Source organism: Kitasatospora sp. NPDC002227 (assembly GCF_040296285.1).
Lineage (GTDB): Bacteria > Actinomycetota > Actinomycetes > Streptomycetales > Streptomycetaceae > Kitasatospora.
Genome location: NZ_JBEOWY010000039.1, coordinates 1 through 15,989, shown reverse-complemented (window position 1 = coordinate 15,989; position 15,989 = coordinate 1). Strand labels below are relative to the sequence as shown.

The 15,989-nt window shown below is 72.7% G+C and carries 14 protein-coding genes and 1 pseudogene; 10 read left to right on the top strand and 5 right to left on the bottom strand.

Going from position 1 to position 15,989, the window contains the following annotated elements; translation table 11 throughout:
* Positions 1-89 precede the first annotated feature (89 nt).
* The gene (locus tag ABT095_RS27825; protein ID WP_350532273.1) at positions 90-833 is read right to left on the bottom strand and encodes an SOS response-associated peptidase; all 744 of its coding nucleotides are present in this window, start codon (positions 831-833) and stop codon (positions 90-92) included.
* A 46-nt stretch (positions 834-879) separates the two neighbouring features.
* Here ABT095_RS27825 and ABT095_RS27820 point away from each other — a divergent pair, with 46 nt between their 5' ends.
* From ABT095_RS27820 to ABT095_RS27800, 5 genes are read left to right on the top strand one after another with little or no spacing between them, the layout of a single operon-like run.
* Complete coding sequence (locus tag ABT095_RS27820; protein WP_350532272.1) at positions 880-2,421, top strand: site-specific integrase; 1,542 nt, start codon at positions 880-882, stop codon at positions 2,419-2,421.
* Positions 2,418-4,139, top strand: a complete 1,722-nt coding sequence (locus ABT095_RS27815) for a hypothetical protein (RefSeq protein ID WP_350532271.1) — start codon at positions 2,418-2,420, stop codon at positions 4,137-4,139. Before ABT095_RS27820 ends, ABT095_RS27815 begins: the two co-directional genes overlap by 4 nt.
* On the top strand, positions 4,136-4,570 hold the full coding sequence (locus ABT095_RS27810; protein ID WP_350532270.1) for a hypothetical protein: 435 nt from the start codon (positions 4,136-4,138) through the stop codon (positions 4,568-4,570). The genes ABT095_RS27815 and ABT095_RS27810 overlap by 4 nt, the downstream gene beginning before the upstream one ends.
* Positions 4,567-5,454 (top strand): hypothetical protein, encoded by an 888-nt coding sequence (locus tag ABT095_RS27805; RefSeq protein WP_350532269.1) that lies wholly within the window; start codon positions 4,567-4,569, stop codon positions 5,452-5,454. Before ABT095_RS27810 ends, ABT095_RS27805 begins: the two co-directional genes overlap by 4 nt.
* A complete protein-coding gene (locus ABT095_RS27800; RefSeq protein WP_350532268.1) occupies positions 5,451-5,861 on the top strand; it encodes a hypothetical protein in 411 nt (136 codons plus the stop codon). Before ABT095_RS27805 ends, ABT095_RS27800 begins: the two co-directional genes overlap by 4 nt.
* Before the next feature lie 112 nt (positions 5,862-5,973).
* Here ABT095_RS27800 and ABT095_RS27795 read toward each other — a convergent pair whose 3' ends face one another.
* Positions 5,974-7,449 carry a hypothetical protein gene (locus tag ABT095_RS27795; RefSeq protein ID WP_350532267.1) on the bottom strand — a complete coding sequence of 492 codons (1,476 nt, stop codon included), beginning with the start codon at positions 7,447-7,449 and terminating at the stop codon, positions 5,974-5,976.
* Positions 7,450-7,875: 426 nt separating this feature from the next.
* Here ABT095_RS27795 and ABT095_RS27790 point away from each other — a divergent pair, with 426 nt between their 5' ends.
* Positions 7,876-9,588 carry a ricin-type beta-trefoil lectin domain protein gene (locus ABT095_RS27790; RefSeq protein WP_350532266.1) on the top strand — a complete coding sequence of 571 codons (1,713 nt, stop codon included), beginning with the start codon at positions 7,876-7,878 and terminating at the stop codon, positions 9,586-9,588.
* Positions 9,589-9,607: 19 nt separating this feature from the next.
* On the opposite strand, the gene ABT095_RS27785 is transcribed toward ABT095_RS27790, so the two are convergent.
* A complete protein-coding gene (locus ABT095_RS27785) occupies positions 9,608-10,897 on the bottom strand; it encodes a sensor histidine kinase (RefSeq protein WP_350532265.1) in 1,290 nt (429 codons plus the stop codon).
* Entirely contained in the window at positions 10,894-11,562 is a 669-nt protein-coding gene (locus ABT095_RS27780) for a response regulator transcription factor (RefSeq protein ID WP_350532264.1), read from the bottom strand. The genes ABT095_RS27785 and ABT095_RS27780 overlap by 4 nt, the downstream gene beginning before the upstream one ends.
* 118 nt (positions 11,563-11,680) lie before the next feature.
* On the opposite strand from ABT095_RS27780, the gene ABT095_RS27775 reads away from it, so the two are divergent.
* The 3 genes from ABT095_RS27775 (at position 11,681) to ABT095_RS27765 (ending at position 14,983) form a co-directional block, all read left to right on the top strand.
* Complete coding sequence (locus ABT095_RS27775) at positions 11,681-13,024, top strand: M60 family metallopeptidase (RefSeq protein ID WP_350532263.1); 1,344 nt, start codon at positions 11,681-11,683, stop codon at positions 13,022-13,024.
* A gap of 187 nt (positions 13,025-13,211) precedes the next feature.
* A complete protein-coding gene (locus ABT095_RS27770) occupies positions 13,212-14,093 on the top strand; it encodes a S1 family peptidase (protein WP_350532262.1) in 882 nt (293 codons plus the stop codon).
* A gap of 11 nt (positions 14,094-14,104) precedes the next feature.
* Entirely contained in the window at positions 14,105-14,983 is an 879-nt protein-coding gene (locus tag ABT095_RS27765; protein ID WP_350532261.1) for a trypsin-like serine protease, read from the top strand.
* 55 nt (positions 14,984-15,038) lie between these two features.
* On the opposite strand, the pseudogene ABT095_RS27760 reads toward ABT095_RS27765, so the two are convergent.
* Positions 15,039-15,419, bottom strand: a pseudogene (locus tag ABT095_RS27760) (LysE/ArgO family amino acid transporter); the annotation flags it as partial.
* Between the two features lie 324 nt (positions 15,420-15,743).
* On the opposite strand from ABT095_RS27760, the gene ABT095_RS27755 reads away from it, so the two are divergent.
* The coding region (locus tag ABT095_RS27755; protein WP_350532301.1) for a transposase at positions 15,744-15,989 on the top strand (246 nt) is incomplete at its 3' end.

Below are 15,989 nucleotides of genomic sequence, written 5' to 3'. Positions count from 1 at the left end.
CGCCCCGGCGGGGCCCGGCCTCGCGGGCGGCCTCCCCGAGACCGTCACCGGCTCCCCGGGTGGGCCAACCCCACCAGCGGTGGACCTGGCTAGTCGGCGATGCCGAGCGGGTCCGCCACCTCCGCCAGCAGCTCCGGGCCGTTGGTGCCCACCCGGTTGACCGCCGTCGACACCGCCCGCACGGTCACCTCCCCGTCGGCGGGCAGGTGCAGCAGCCGGTGCAGCTCGGCCCGGTCGGAGACCTCGGGGTCGAGCCACAGCCCGAGGTCCTCGGGCGCGATGACCACCGGCATCCGGTCGTGCACCCGGCCGGCGCTGTCGGTGGCGTCGCGGGTGAGGATGCAGGCGGTGGCCAGCCAGGCGGCCGGGTCGTGCTCCGGCACCGCGTCGTCCCGCCAGAACTCGTACAGGCCGGCCATCAGCATGACGCCGCCGGTGGTCAGGAAGTACGGCTGCTTGAACGCCTTCCGGCCCTCCGCGGCGGCCACCTGGCGCCACTCGAAGTAGCCGTCCGCCGGGAGCACGCACCTGCGCTTGGCGAAGGCCTTCCGGAAGGACGGCTTCTGGTCGGCGGTCTCCGACCTGGCGTTGATCAGCCGCGCCGCGCCGGAGGCGTCCTTCGACCAGGACGGCACCAGCCCCCAGCGCAGCGGCCGCAGCCGGCGCGCGAGCTCCCCGGTCTCCTTGTCGACCCGCTCCAGGAGCGCGCTCACCGGGTCGGTCGGCGCCACGTTCCAGCTCGGCGCCAGGGTCTCGGCCGAGTCCCAGCCGAACTCGCCGAGGAGTGAGACCAGGTCCGCCGGGGTGGTGGTGGAAACGAAGCGCCCGCACATTTCCCTATACCGTCCGCGTGTTGAAGGGCTGCGGAAGGAGTGTGTGGTGAGCGCTTGGCGTGTGTTCTGGGTCGGTTCGGACTGGGTCGGGCGTTCCGGTGCGCCCGAGTTGGAAGGGGCCGGGGTAGGGATGCGCGTAGGGGACGCGGTGTTCGTGTCGCCGGACCATCGGATCGATCCGGGGCTGTGCCGGTACGGGCAGTCGGCGGTCTTCCGGAAGTTCACGACGGAGACCCGCCGGAACTACGCGGGTGACCTGGTGCTGCTGCTGACGTTCCTGACCAGCCGCAGGCGGCACTGGACGCAGGCGCGGGACCAGGACCTGAAGGACTTCAAGGACTGGCGGTTCAGCGCGCCGCAGAACCCGGGCCGGGTCGGGGCGTCGAAGTCGAACCGGGAGCTCGCGGCGTTCGCGACCTTCTTCAAGTGGGCGCACAAGAACCAGTATGTGCCGGTGAGCCCGGTGACGGTGCGCGACGCCGTCGGGATGGACGGGGCGGTGCGCGAGGTGCTGGAAGACCTGGAGCCGGTGCGGCCGGCCGCGGGCATGCACTGGCTGACACCCAGGGCGTGGCGGCTGTGGATCGACATCGGACTGCGGGGGCAGACCGCGCAGGGACTGGTCGAGCCGGGGTGGCTGGGCCGCCTGGAAGACCGCAATGTGGCGTTCAGCCGCTTGGTGGTGTCGTCGGGGCTGCGCAGGCAGGAGGCCGGGTCGCTGCTGACGTTCGAGACCCCGCACCAGCGCCTCGGGGGCAGCCGGTACTGCTACGGACGGGTGGCGGCCGAGGCGACGCGGGCAAAGGCCGCCCGGACGTATTACGCGTCGAGCGAGTCAACGCGCGACATCGAGTCGTACGCCGAATCCTCCCGGGCCTGGGCGGTGCGCAAGGCTCAGGCCAAGGGCCGTTACGAGCGTGTCGCCGGCTTGCGGTCGGTCAGCGAGGTGTCGCCGGGGCCGCGCCGGGTGGTGTGCTGGGTGGAACGGGACGGGACGCGATGCCGGCAGGCGCTGGACCGGCTGACCTGGCAGGACCGGACACTGCTGTACACGGAGGGCTCCCAGGGGCCCGAGCCGCTGTGGCTGTGGCTCAACGAGGCCGGCCTGCCGTTGAACCCGCATTCGTGGGACGCGGTGTTCAGGACAGCGAACCTGCGCTGCCAGGCCGCGCTGGAGCCGCCGGCGGGCATCCGGGCGGATCCGCACCGGCTCTACTGGCCGTACGCGACAGTGCAGGCCGGGCGGCACAGTTTCGCGCTGAAGATGCTGGTGACGCTGAACCAGCTCCTGGACCGGCGGTTCGGTCTGACCGCGCGCGAGCGCCGGTACTACGGGCTCCTCCTGGGCGATCCGTGGCAGATGGTGCAGGGGCTACTGGGGCACGCGACCCGGCAGGTGACGGTCGAGCGGTACCTGGCGCCGGTGCGGCACCTGGACCTTGCCGCCCTGTTGCGAGAGGCCGAGAACCCTCAGGGCGACGAGGCCTTCGACCTGGACGAGGTGTTCGCGAAGCTGGCACGGGAGAGCGACGGCATCCAGGACATCGACGTGCGGATGACGCCTGCCCCGGCGGCGGTGGCCGAGTGAGCCGACCGGGGCGCTCGGCCTCGCTTCCACCGCCCGGCCACACCGCGCCCGAGCCGCTGGAGCCGGTCGACGGCCTGGTGGTGCACCACCGCAACCGCTCCGGCGCCGTCCGGGACTTCGACTTCGCGGCCCTTCCCGGCACCGACGAGCTGCGACGCTCCCTGGCCGTGCTGTTCGCCGCCCGCTCTCGCGGCTGGGGCTCGCACGCCAGCGCCGAGAAGGTGTTCCGGCAGGTGCGCGTCTTCGCGGTGTTCCTGTCGGAGCAGAACCGGCCGCTGTCGGATCTGGACGTGCTGAGCGCCTCCGCCGTCGACGCGTGGTGGCTGGCTCTCAAGAGCAACCAGGGCGGCCGGGAGACCTTCCTGCACGTGAGCGCCCTGCTACAGGAGGACGCCCGGCTGCGGGAGGGACGGGTGGCCCAGGCGCTCGCCCGCCGGGTGCCGCGGCTGCCCGCCGAGGCGGAGTCCTACGAGGCGGCCGAGCTGGACGGGATCAAGGCCTGCGCGAGGCGGCAGTTCCGGGCCGCGTGGCTTCGGATCCGGGAGAACGCCGACCTTCTGCACCAGTGGGAGAACAGCGGCTTCGCACCAGGCACCCCCGAGAACAGCCTGGGCAAGGCCCTGGACCTGATCGCCCGTACCGGCGACCTCCCCCGGTACGGCAACGGGAACGTGCGGGCCTGGGCCGAGCGCGCGGTCGGCGGCTCGTCACCGGAGGTGACGTGGAAACGCCTGTTCCTGGACCGTATGGAGGCGACCGCGCTCGGCGTGCTGCTGATGGCGGAGTTCGGGTGGAACCTGGCGGTGATCGACGTGATGCCCACGCCCCGCGCGACACCTGACCCGGGAGCGGACGGACACCCCACCTACAAGATCCAGGCCTGGAAGTACCGGGGGAAACGGTTCGAGGCGGAGAACGTCACCGACACCGGCGCGGGATCGCCTGGCCGGTTGATCACCCAGGCGCTGGAGGCCACCCGCTTCGCCCGCACCCTCGCCCACGAGCTCGCACCGGAAGTCGACCGGTTCATCGCCTGGCGCCCGCACAGCATCGGCTGGCCACCCATCAAGCATGAGCGGCTGACGGCCGTCGGCCCGCTGCGCTTCGGCGTCGACCGGGCCGACGCCGTGCGCTGGGGGAAGTTGTCCGGCACCGGCTCGCCGTTCCGCCGTGGCCGCCGCACTGTGGTGGTCGACCGCGGAGAGCCGGCCCAGCACAGCCAGGACACGCACGAGCGCCGTTACGTCCTGCCCGACAAGCGTGTCCAGCGTGAGGCCGCTCCGATCGTCGCGGCCGGCGCCGCTGCCGCACTGCGGCACGCCCGCCGGACGGTGCGCCTCGCGGCCCAGCTGGTCGACAAGCGCTCCCCGGGGCACGGGGAGACGGCCACGGCCGACTGCTCGGACGCCTTCACCGGCCCCGCTCCACTGCCGGGCGGCGGCTGCGGCGCCTCGTTCCTGCTCTGCCTGGGCTGCGAGAACGCCCGTGTCCACGCCGACCACCACCCCCGCCTGGCCCTCCTGCACCAGGCCCTGACCAACGCCCGGTCCGCCGTGCCGACACCGGCCTGGGAATCGCGCTGGGGTGATTCCTTCGCCCGGCTGGAGGACCTGCGGCGCAAGGTCGGCGATCCGATCTGGCAGGAGGCCCGTGCCCGGATCAGCGACCGCGACCGTGCCATCGTTGACGACCTGCTGAACGGAGACCTCGCCCTGTGACCGCTCCCCTGGAAGCCGATCTGGAGCTGGCGCCGGCACCCGGTCCGGACACCCTGGTCGTCCCCTCCCGCCTAGTCGTCCCGCGGCACGCTCACCTCAACAGTCGCTATGGCGATCCGGCGTGGAGCCTCGCCCCGCTGATCGACGACCCCAGCAGCCTGCTACGGAGCATCATCTGGGCGTCGTTCCCGCAGGACCTGCGTGAGGAACTCCGGCTGATTACCTGGACCTTCCTCAACGGCGAGCTGCCGAACACCTTCGTGCGAGCCCGTGGACGCCGGATGCGGACCCGCATCGCCGTGGCCACGACGGTGCAGACCGTGGGGATCTGGCGGCGGCTGGCCGTGTGGCTGGACGGACAAGGCGTCCGGACCCTGGCCGACTGCGACCGCGACCTGCTCGGGCAGTACGCGCCATCGCCCCGGTCGTGAACGCCATCCGTGTCCTGGAGCGGCTGGTCCCCGAGGGCGCTCTGCTCTTCGACGCTGCGGTTCATGACCCGGCCCGCGCCCGCACACGCTCCGGCTCCCTCGGCTCGAACGCGATCCGGGACAGGATCGACGCCTTCGTCGTCTGGGCGAACACCGAGGCATCCCGCCACGACCTGCCCGGCCAGAGGATCCCCCCGGACCCGCACGGCAGGATCGGCACCGCCCGGTTCCGCCGCACCCTTGCCTGGCACATCGCCCGCCGCCCGGGCGGCCTAGTCGCCCTCGCCCTCCAGTACGGGCACGTGCGCACCGCCCTGGACACCGACGAGTCGGGCCGCTACGGCACCCGCAGCCGCAGCGGCATCCACCGCCTCGTCGACATCGAGACGGCCATGGCCACCGCAGATGCGGCCGCCGACCTCGCCGAGCGGTTCCACCAAGGCGAGGGCGTCTCCGGGCCCGCCGCCCGTAAAGCTCTCCTGCGGGCCACCACCGGCCCCCTGTTCCAAGGCGGGCTGGTCAAGCGCGACTTCCCCCTCAAGCACGAACTCGCCCGCCGCCACCTGGCCCGGGAGGGCAGTGTGCTGTTCGACAACCCGCACGCCCTGCTGCTGTGCCTCTACCAACGCGACCGGGCCTTGTGCCGCGACGACGAACAGCTCGCCGCGCCTGTCCTCGACCGGTGCGTGCCCGGGTGCGGGAACATCGTGCGCACCGACCAGCAGGCTGCCGCCCTCCACCAGCGGGCCGACCAGCTGGACCACCGGGCCGGGCTCCTGCCCGCGCCAATCGGCGACCGCCTTCGGGCCAACGCGGTGAAACTCCGCGCCTGGGCCCAGGACCACGACCTCACCCGTTTCACCGCCGAGGAGAACCCGACGTGAGCCCCACCCCCGACGAACGCGACCGCATCCGCGCCGCGATGAACCGCATCCTCGCTGGCACCCCCGAACGATCCAACGGCGCCCTGACGATTGTCGCCCTGGCCATCGAAGCCGACGTCCCCAGAAACGCCCTGACCCAACGCCACCTGGACCTGAAGAACGAGTTCTACCAACAGGTCAAGGCGCGGACCGGCACCAGCGAGGTCGAGACGCGCCTCCGCGCGAAGATCGTCACCCTCAAGACGACCATCGCGAACAAGAACACCGAGATCGCTCGCCTCAAGGCCGACGTGACCGGATTCCTCGCGGAAAACACCCGGCTCACGCTCGAAACCCAGGAACTACGCGACGTGCTGAACGGCAAGACAGCCAACGTCACGCCACTTCGGCCCGGCACAGGCCGCTGACCGGCTGTGGACTGCACATGTGCTGGCCAACCATCACCCACTGGGCGCCCAACCTGGCTGAGCGGGAACACCTGCTGCAGCAGGCGGCCCGACTCAACCCCCTTCCGGGGGTTCAGCAGTACCGGTCCAGGCGGGTGCACCGGCCGGGCGTGTGGTTGGGCCAGGGGCGGCGGGCCTGGTCGGAGGCGGCGTCGCGCAGGTGGTCGAGCGCGGTGCCGCCGGGGTAACCCCGGAAGTCGGCGTACCAGGACCGGCGGTGGTACTCGTTCCAGTAGCTCACTACACGGCGCTCGGTGCGGGCGAAGAACTCCGGATTGTCCACCACGAACCGACCGTACACGGACCTGCCTTCAGATCCCGGCGCCAGCAACTCCCGGTAACCGTCCCGGAGATCGGTCAGGATCTCCAGCACATACTCGCCGAGCAGTTGCACGGTATAGGGCACCACCCACGGGGCCGTGGAGGTAAGGAGCTGCGCGAGGTGGCGCTGTCTGACCCGGCCGTCGTGGTGGCGGGTGTAGAGACAGTGCAGCAGCTGACGCTGCTGCGGCGGGAGCAGCTCGACCTTGGTGGATGGCAGTTCCCCGTGGTAGATCCGCGAGGGGATGGCAAGGTCCTCCGCTCCGACCCGGACCGCGAAGGTGCAAGAGCGGTGCTTCGCCTCCGGGAGGAGTGCGAGCACGGCGCGGACATCGGCTGCGAGCTCGTGCGGAAACGCCTCGACCAGGGACTCCCGGCCGTCGCCGTCCGCCTGCTCCGCCTCCCGCTCGACCGGGCCTCCGGTCCCTCGCGGCATTCCGACGGCCCCGGGGACGTGGCGTTCGGCGACGGCCATCGCCAATCTCCGTAGCTTGGTGAAGTAGGAAGCGCAGTAGGGCTCGTGCATCAGGGGTATAGCCTTGTCGAGGGCGTTGATGGAGCCCCAGAGCTCGCCCGTCCAGGTCTCGTCGAGCGTGCCTTTCAGTTCGCGGTCGACGAGGCCGGCCACCCAGAGGTCCACGAGGACGAGGTCCGCCCCGGCCAGCTCGGCACCCTGGAAGCCCGGCGGGAACCGCATGTGCCGGTGTTCGTCCCGCAGTCGGACCAGGGAGTCATCGTCCGGGTCCGCTGGCTCTGCCGCTGGCCCGAGAAGTGCGGCCACTGCGTCGAAGACGGCCCGGACGCTGGTGACAGCGGCGCTGGGGTGAAACGCGGCGCTCGTCCGCACGCCCCTGGCGAGATCGCCTGGCAGCGCCAGCGCTCGGTCCAGCGCACCGGCGAGGTCCGCCTTGAGGTGGCCCTCCGCAGCGGCCCGCTCGACCAGGTCCGGCAGCGGCCCGCGGTCGGCCAGCCGCTCGGTGAGGGCGAGTTCCAGCGCGACCAGCGAGTGGGTGACCGCAACGGTGGCGAACTCGTACCGGTAGAAGGAGAACCGGAGCAGTTCACGGCTGGTCCCCAGGGCGCTCATCACGGCCATCGGTGCGTTCGCGGGCACGACCAGTCCGGCGATCAGCTCCTCCATGTCCTCGAAGTCGGGGACGAGGAATTCGCTGCGCGGGTCCGGCGGCGCCAGGCGGAGTGGGCCACGAGAAGTGGTCAGGGAGTTCACCGGTGCAGTCTGGCCGCCGGGGGCGGCCGTGGCCAGCGGATTTCCGGCACCGGGAGGTGACCTCCCCGGAACCAGCGGAGGTTGGCTTCATAGCCGGCACCGGCCTGACCCTCGACACCCCAACGTCACCCCTGGCAAGCCAAAGTCAGCACTGCAGCTTCAGAGGGTGGCTCCGCGTCATAGATACCTACCGATCGCGACTTGGGCCACCCGCCCTCGGGACAAGCTCAGCCCAACATACTGACTGGACAGGGAAGCACATGGGCCCACTCTCCCACCACCACGCCTCCCCGGTCGGCAACCACGCGCCGCAACCGCTGACGGATGCTCAAAGTTGCAGCTTTGACTGTGAGTCTTGACATGAATACGCATGACCAGTGCACTGGTTGCGCACTTCTCCTCGGCCCCCGACGCAAGGAGCTCACCGTGCCCCGCCCCAGCATGCCCCGGCCCAGGCTCACCGCCGGCGCCCTGTCCGCGGCCCTGTCGGCCGCGCTGGTCGTCCTGCCCCTGACCGCCACCGCCACCGTCGCGCACGCCTCCCCCACCGCCACCTCCGGTGACGGCCGGGCGCTTGCCGTCACCCCGCCGATGGGCTGGAACGACTGGGCCCACTACCAGTGCGGCATCACCGAACAGACCATCACCTCCAACGCCGACGCCCTGGTCTCCACCGGCCTGGCCGCCAAGGGCTACTCCACCGTCACCGTCGACGACTGCTGGATGTCCACCACCCGGGACTCGAGCGGCAACCTGACCGCCGATCCGGCGAAGTTCCCGCACGGCATGGCCTGGCTCGGCTCCTACCTGCACTCCCGCGGGCTGAAGTTCGGCATCTACGAGGACGCCGGCTCCAGCACCTGCGGCGGCTACCCCGGCAGCGGCCTGGGCAGCCACGGCGAGAGCGCCCACTTCGCCCAGGACGCCGCCACCTTCGCCGCCTGGGGCGTCGACTACCTCAAGCTCGACGGCTGCAACCTGTACACCGCCCCGGGTCAGACCCAGGAGCAGGCCTACCGCCAGGCGTACGACGCGCAGGCCGCCGCGCTGCGGGCCAGTGGGCGGGACATCGTCTTCTCCGAGTCCGCGCCCGCTTACTTCCAGAGCGGCGAGTGGGGCAACCAGGGCTGGTACGACGTACTCTCCTGGGTCGGCCAGGACGGCCAACTCTGGCGCGAGGGCTACGACATCGCCACCTACGACGCCTCCCGCCCGACCACCAGCCGCTGGTCCAGCGTGCTCGGCAACTACGGCTACGACCGCTGGATCGGCTCCTTCGCCTCGCCCGGCGACTGGAACGATCCGGACTTCCTGATCGCCGGGGACGGCGGCCTGACCGACGAGGAGGCGCGCAGCCAGGTCGCCCTGTGGTCGATGGTGGCGGCCCCGATGATCCTCTCCTCCGACGTCGCCCACCTCACCCCCGCCGGGCTGGCCGCACTCGGCAACACCGACCTGATCGCCCTCGACCAGGACGCGCTGGGCCGGCAGGCCGCCGTGGTGTCCAGCACCTCCGCCACCGACGTGCTGGCCCGGCCGCTCGCCGGCGGCGACCGCGCGGTCGCGGTGCTGAACCGCACCGGCAGCGCCCAGACCCTGTCCGTCCCGCTGGCCAACGTGGGGCTGCCCGGCTGCACTGTCACGGCCAAGAACCTGTGGACCGGCCAGAGTTCGGCCGTCTCCGGCTCGCTGAGCCAGAGCGTCCCGGCGCACGGCACCGCCGTGTGGCGGCTCACGCCCGCCGCCGGCTGCGGCCAGGCTGTCCCCACCGGTCAGCTCACCGGCAACGGCGCCAAGTGCGCGGACGACAGCGGCAGCGGCACCGCGGACGGCAACCCGGTGATCCTCTACGACTGCACCGGCAACGCCAACCAGCGCTGGGTCAAGGCCGCCGACAGCACCGTCCGTACCCTCGGCAAGTGCCTGACCGCGAACGGGAGTTCCTCGGGCAGCCCGGTGGTGCTCAGCACCTGCACCGGCAGCAGCCTCCAGCAGTGGACCGCGACCGCGGACGGCACCCTGACCACCGCGGGCCTGTGCCTGGACGTGACGGGCGGCGGCAGCGCCAACCTCACCAAGCTGGAGCTGTGGAGCTGCGGCAGCCACCAGGCCAACCAGTACTGGTCCCTGCCGGTCTGACCGTCAGTTCACCCTGCGCCTACTTCGCCACCGCAAGGCGCAGGGTGAACCTGGCCCCGCCCAGCGGGCTCTCGCCCGCCTCGAGCGAACCGCCGTGGGCGCGGGCGATCCAGGAGGCGATGGAGAGACCGAGCCCGGTCGACCCCGAGCCGCTGCGGAAGCGCTCGAAGAGCGAGCCGGCCAGCTCGGGCGGGATGCCCGGGCCCGCGTCGTCCACGGTCAGGGTGCCGTCCGCCGCGACGGTGAGCCGGACTTCGGCCGGCTCGCCTGGCGCGTGCCCGTGCGCGAGCGCGTTGCCGAGCAGATTGGCGACCGCCCGCCGGAGCAGTTCGGGGTCGGCCTCGACCACGGCCGGCTCGGTGTGCACGGTGACGCGGTGCCCGTCGGCGGGCGTCTCGTCGGCCACGGCCTCGGCCAGCTGGTCCAGTCGCAACGGCTGCCGGGCGAGCACGACCACCCCGGCGGTGAGCCGGGCGCGGGTGAGCAGGCCGTCGACCAGGTCGCCCATCCGGGCCGCCAGCCGTTCGGTCCGCTCCAGGGCGGCGTCCCTGGTCGGGCCGTCGCCGTGCCGGGCGGTCTCGGCGAGCAGGCGCAGCGAGGCCGCCGGGGTCCGCAGGTCGTGGGCCGCGTCGGCGAGGAAGGCCTCCTGCTGCTGGAGTGCGGTGAGGGCAGGCCGGACCGCTCGGCGGGAGAGCAGGTGACCGGCGGCGGCGGAGAGCGCGAGCAGGCCGGCGCAGCCGGCCGCGAGCAGCTCCGCGAAGTCCCGGTGGGCGGCCCGGTCGGTGCTGAGGTCGGCCACCGCGACGACCGTCCCGCTGACGCCCTCGCCCTCGCCTCCGCCGAAGACCTCGGCCGCCAGGCGCAGCGGGCGGCCGTCGCTGCCCCGGCCGTCGGTGAGCCCCCAGTCCTCCTGCTCCACCGCGGCCGCGGAGACCCGCTGCAGGTCACCAGGGCCGGGGTGCACGCAGGGCTTGGGCGGGGTGTAGGCGGGCGTGAGCTTCTCGCCCTCGCTGGTCAGCACGTACAGCGCCGGGCAGCCGGTCTCCACGTACTCGCCGACCGAGTGCGCGTCGAGCACGCCGTTCTCGTCGAAGGCGAGGCCGGAGACGGCCTGGGTGACCTGCAGCTTGAGTTCGCCGTCGGTCTGCCGGCTCCGCGAGACGCCGTCGTGGTGCACGGCCAGGGCGGCCAGGCAGACCAGGCCGACCGCGCTGGTCAGCGTGTAGAGCGCGGTGAGCCGCCGGCGCATGCGGCGGGTCCGGGCCTCGGCCGGGGTCCGCGCCGCCTGCCGCCGCCACCGCGGCTTCACCGGCCGGCCTCGGCCAGGCGGTAACCGGTGCCGCGGACGGTGTGGATCAGCTGGGGGTCGCCGAGCTTGCGGCGCAGCTGGAGGATCAGGACGTCGACCACGTTGGAGTTGGGTTCGGCCATCTCGTCCCAGCACTTCTCGATGATCTCGGTGCGGGTTACGGCCTGGTCCGCGCGGGTGGCGAGCAGCTCCAGGACGGCGAACTCCTTGCCGGTGAGGAAGAGCAGCAGTCCGGCCCGGCGGACCTGGCGGCGGGCGGTGTCGATCTCCAGGTCCGCCACCCGGTGCACGGGCGGCCGGACGGTACCGGCCCGGCGGCACAGGCTGCGCACCCGGGCGACCAGCTCGGGCGCGGCGAACGGCTTGACCAGGTAGTCGTCGCCCCCGGCATCGAAGCCCTCGACCCGGTCGGCGACCTGGTCCTTCGCGGTGAGGAACAGCACCGGCACGGCCCGGCCCGCCCGGCGCAGCCGCTGCACGTAGTCGACCGAGTCACCGGCGGGCAGCATCCGGTCGAAGACCGCGCAGTCGTACTCGGTGACGCTCAGCGCCTCGTCGGCCGCCGGCAGGTCGGCCACTTCGTCGACCGCCAGACCGCCGCCGCGCAGGGCAGCGGCCACGGCGAACCGCAGGTCCTCATCGTCTTCGATCACCAGTACGCGCACGGCGGCCAAGGATAGCCGCATCCTCCGGCCCGGGCCCGGCTGCGCCGCCTCATCGAACCTTAAGGTCACCCCGGTCAGACTGCGGCGTGCCCGACGACTCCAGGAGACCGTGCCGCCCGTGAGCATCCGCACCACCACCCACCGCGCCGCCGTCGTGACCGCGCTCGTCGGCCTGCTGCTCTCCGCCCTGGTGACCACGGCCTGCGAGGCCGGGAAGACCCCCGGCCCGGCGCCGACGGCCGCTGCGGCGCACACCCTCACCCTCGCGGTCACCCCCTCCGCCGGCGCCGAGCAGAGGCGGCTGGGCACCGAGTTCCACCCCGACGACGCCCAGCCGACCGGGCTGTACCTGCCGCCGCACTCCACCCTCACCGTCACCACCACCCGGCCCGGCACCTCCCCCGTGCCCGAGCTGCTGGTCGGCACGTACGGGCTCGGCGGCACCGACTCCGGCACCGAGGAGGAGCCCCGGCCGTACCCGCTGCGGGAGGCGGCCACCGAGGTGTCCGACCCGGTCGGCGGGCTGCTGTACGTCCGGTACACCCGGGACGGCAGGGAGTCGGCGCCCCGGATCACGCTGCGCTTCGGGGCCGCGGCCCGCGCCGTGCCGTACCACGTGCTCGGCCGCACCCCGGCCGCCCGGTGGCGGCCGGCGCTCGACCGGGCGGCGGGTGTCCCGGTGGCCCAGCTGGTCTCGGACCACCTGGTGCTCACCGTCGCCCTGGCTTCGGCCCGCCGCAACAGCGCCCAGGACCCCGACGCGCTGCTGCGGGCCTACGAGCGCCTGCTCGCCACCGAGGACGCGGTCAGCGGCCTGGGCGGCAAGGACCCGCGCGACGCCCGCAGCCCGCTGCGCTACTTCGTCTCCGAGGGCCGGGCCGGGATCAACCCCAACGCGTACGTCACCCGGGTCTGCTACCCCGCGGACTCGATCGACGAGGTGCTGAACGTCCACTCCCTCGAGGAGAGTTGGGGCATGTGGCACGAGCTCGGGCACATGCACCAGCAGTCGTCCTGGACTTGGGACGCCACCACCGAGGTGACCGTCAACGTCTACAGCCTCGCCGTCCAGCGCAGCCTGGGGCAGCACAGCCGGCTCGGCCAGGACGGCACGCCCGACGCCGTCCGCGCCCACCTCGCCAAGCCCGGAGCCGACCGCGAGTACGACGCGAAGGACGGCGACCTCTTCGTCCGGCTGGCCATGTTCGAGCAGCTGCGCCTCGCCTTCGGCGAGGACTTCTACCCCGAGCTGCACCGTCGGACCCGCCGCGCGCAGCCGGCCGCCGACCCCGAGCAGTACCTGGTCCTGAGCGCCTCCCGGGTGTCCGGCCGCGACCTGAGCGCCTTCTTCACCGCCTGGGGCGTCCCGCTGACCGCCGAGACCAAGGCGGAGCTTGCCGCACTGCGCCTGCCCGCACCGGACCGCTCCCCTTCCACCCTCGGCGTCACGGAGGTTTCGTGACGCCCCGCCTCATCCTGACCGTAACTCTTGTGCCGCCCCAGGGAGTTGCCCATACTTCCGGTCAGCGCCTGTCAGGAGCAGCTCACCCGCCGTCGTTCCGGTGAACGGCGGCGGGTGTCCGCGTACCACCTGGCCGCGCCTCACGGCCCCCAACCCTCAGGGGCCTCTCACTCCCAGGAGGAGAACGGTGAGGACCAAGCGCACCACCCCCCACACCCTCGCGAGCCGCACCCGCCTGCTCGCCCTCGCCCTCGGCCTGCTCACCGCCACCGCGGTCGCCGCGCCGAGCGCCGTCGCCGCCCCCGCCCCCGTCTTCGGGCCCGACCGGCTGGCCGCCGTCAGCGCCGCCGTGCTGGGGGCCGACGTCGGCGGCACCGCCTGGTACACCGACCAGGCCACCGGCCGGGTCGTGCTGACCGTCGACAGCACGGTGTCCGCCGCCGCGCTCGCCAGGATCACCCGCGCCGCCGGCGCCGACGCGGCCGCGCTGACCGTCCGGCGCACCTCCGGCACCTTCGCCCCGCTACTGGCCGCGGGCGACGCCATCTACGGCGGCGGCTACCGCTGTTCGCTCGGCTTCAACGTGGTCAGCGGCAGCACCTACTACTTCATCACCGCCGGGCACTGCGGCAACGTCGCCAAGACCTGGTACACCAACTCGTCCCAGAGCACCCTGATCGGCCCGACCATCGGCTCCACCTTCCCGGGCAGCGACTACGCCCTGGTCCGCTACGACAACACCTCGCTCAGCCACTCCGGCGGCTTCTCCTCGGCACCGAACGCGTACGTCGGCGAGTCGGTCAAGCGCACCGGCTCCACCAGCGGCACCCACGGCGGCACCGTCACCGGCCTGAACGCCACCGTGCACTACTCCAGCGGCGGCACGGTCAAGGGCCTGATCCAGACCAACGTCTGCGCGGAGCCCGGCGATTCGGGCGGCCCGCTGTACGACGGGGCGAAAGCGCTGGGCATCACCTCGGGCGGCAGCGGCGACTGCAAGACCGGCGGCACCACCTTCTTCCAGCCGGCCAACGCGGCGCTCGCCGCCTACCACGTGAACCTCGTCTGAGCGGGAGCACCGTGCCGATCACCAGAACCGCCGGGCGCGCGGCCCTCGCCGCCGCGCTCGGCGTCCTCCTCCTGACCGCCGTCCCCGCCCACGCCATCAACTCCTACAACGCCACCCCGGCGCCCGAACGCACCGAGGTCGGCGCCCTGGTCGTGCAGTGGGACGACGACGCCGACCCCGCCACCCCGGACCGGGTGGACTGGATGTGCTCGGGCACCATGCTGGACGGCCGCACCTTCCTCACCGCCGCCCACTGCACCAGCGACTGGCCCGCCGGCGCCCGCTTCTACGTCTCGCTCGACCAGGACGTGCAGTCCGAGCTGGACGCCGCCCGGGCCGCGCACCCGGGTGATCCGGCGGCCGTCGCCGCGGCCGTCGCGGTCGAGGGCGCGGCCCACCAGGACCCGGCCTACCCCGGCCCGGCCGGGGACCCGCACGACATCGCCGTCGTCCAACTGCCCGCCGCGCCCGTCGCGGCCCGCTGGCACTTCACCCCGGCCACCCTGCCCACCGCCGGCCTGCTCGACTCGCTCGGGCCGCAGGGCCTCAACGCGACCGCCTTCACCGTGGCCGGCTACGGCACCGAGGAGGCACAGCGCGGCCCCGGCGGGCTGACCCACCCGGGCGGCGGGGTGCGGATGAAGGCGCCTCTCACCTTCGACGCCCTCAACAACCCCTGGGTCCGCCTCGCCATGACGGCCCCGCAAGGCAACGGCGGCGCCTGCTACGGCGACTCCGGCGGCCCGAACTTCGCCACCGTCGGCGGCCGGTTCCTGCTGGTCGCCACCACCATCACCGGCGACGGCCCGTGCTACGCCACCAACGTCGCCTACCGCCTCGACACCCCGGCCGCCCGCACCTTCCTGGCCCCGTACGTGACCCTGCCCTGACCCGCGCCACCGGCGGGCCGCCGACCCGGATCGGCGACCCGCCGTGCTCCGGCACTCACGCGCCCGCGGCCAGCGACAGTCCGGCGACCAGCATGGTGGCCGCGACCAGCACGTCCAGCACCCGCCAGGAGGAGGCCCGGCGGAAGAGGCCGGCCAGCAGTCGGGCCCCGAAGCCCAGCGCGGTGAACCAGCAGAGGCTGGCCAGCGCGGCGCCGAGCCCGAACAGCCAGCGCAGCGCACCATGGGCGGCCGCGACGACGCCGAGCAGCAGCACGGTGTCCAGGTAGACGTACGGGTTGAGCCAGGTCATCGCCAGGCAGCTGAGCACCGCCCGCCGCCGGGACCGGCCGGCCGACCCGTCGCCCTCCAGCCGGGCAGCCCGGAACACCCTTCGGCCCGCGATCACCGCGTAGCAGAGCAGGAACACCGACCTCACGAGTTCACCCTGAGTAACCATGCACGAGGTTGTCGGTCAGAGGGGGAGTGGAGGAAACGACGCCGGCCAACCGTGCCACCTCGGCCTGTACTTCGTCCGGAGCCTTGGCAAGATCGAGGAGAGCCGTGTTGGCAGGGGGAACAGTAAGCCCTGATTCGATCGCAAAGAATTTCGCCGCTGGATGATCTTGTCCCAGCCGACCGATCGCTCCGCCGAAGGAGTGGCCGATGGTGACGACGAGGGTGCAGCGCTGGCTTGGGCTTTACCCCGTGGTGTGGACACTTCTGAGAAGCGGATCTTCGGGTCCGTGGAGAGGATGTCCTCATCGGTACTGCGAGGTACTCGGGGGAGTTCAAGCGGGACGCGGTCGCGCTGGTGGAGTCCAGTGGACGCCGGGTCTCGGCGGTGGCGCGGGAGCTGGGTGTCAACCCGGAGTCCCTGCGCCAGTGGGTCGCGCGGTCACGGGCCGCAGCAGCCACCTTGGGTGCGGGCGGTGAGGGCCCGTTGACCCCGGCCGAGCGCGAGGAACTGCGCCGGCTGCGCAGGCAGGTCCGTGAGCTGGAGCTGGAG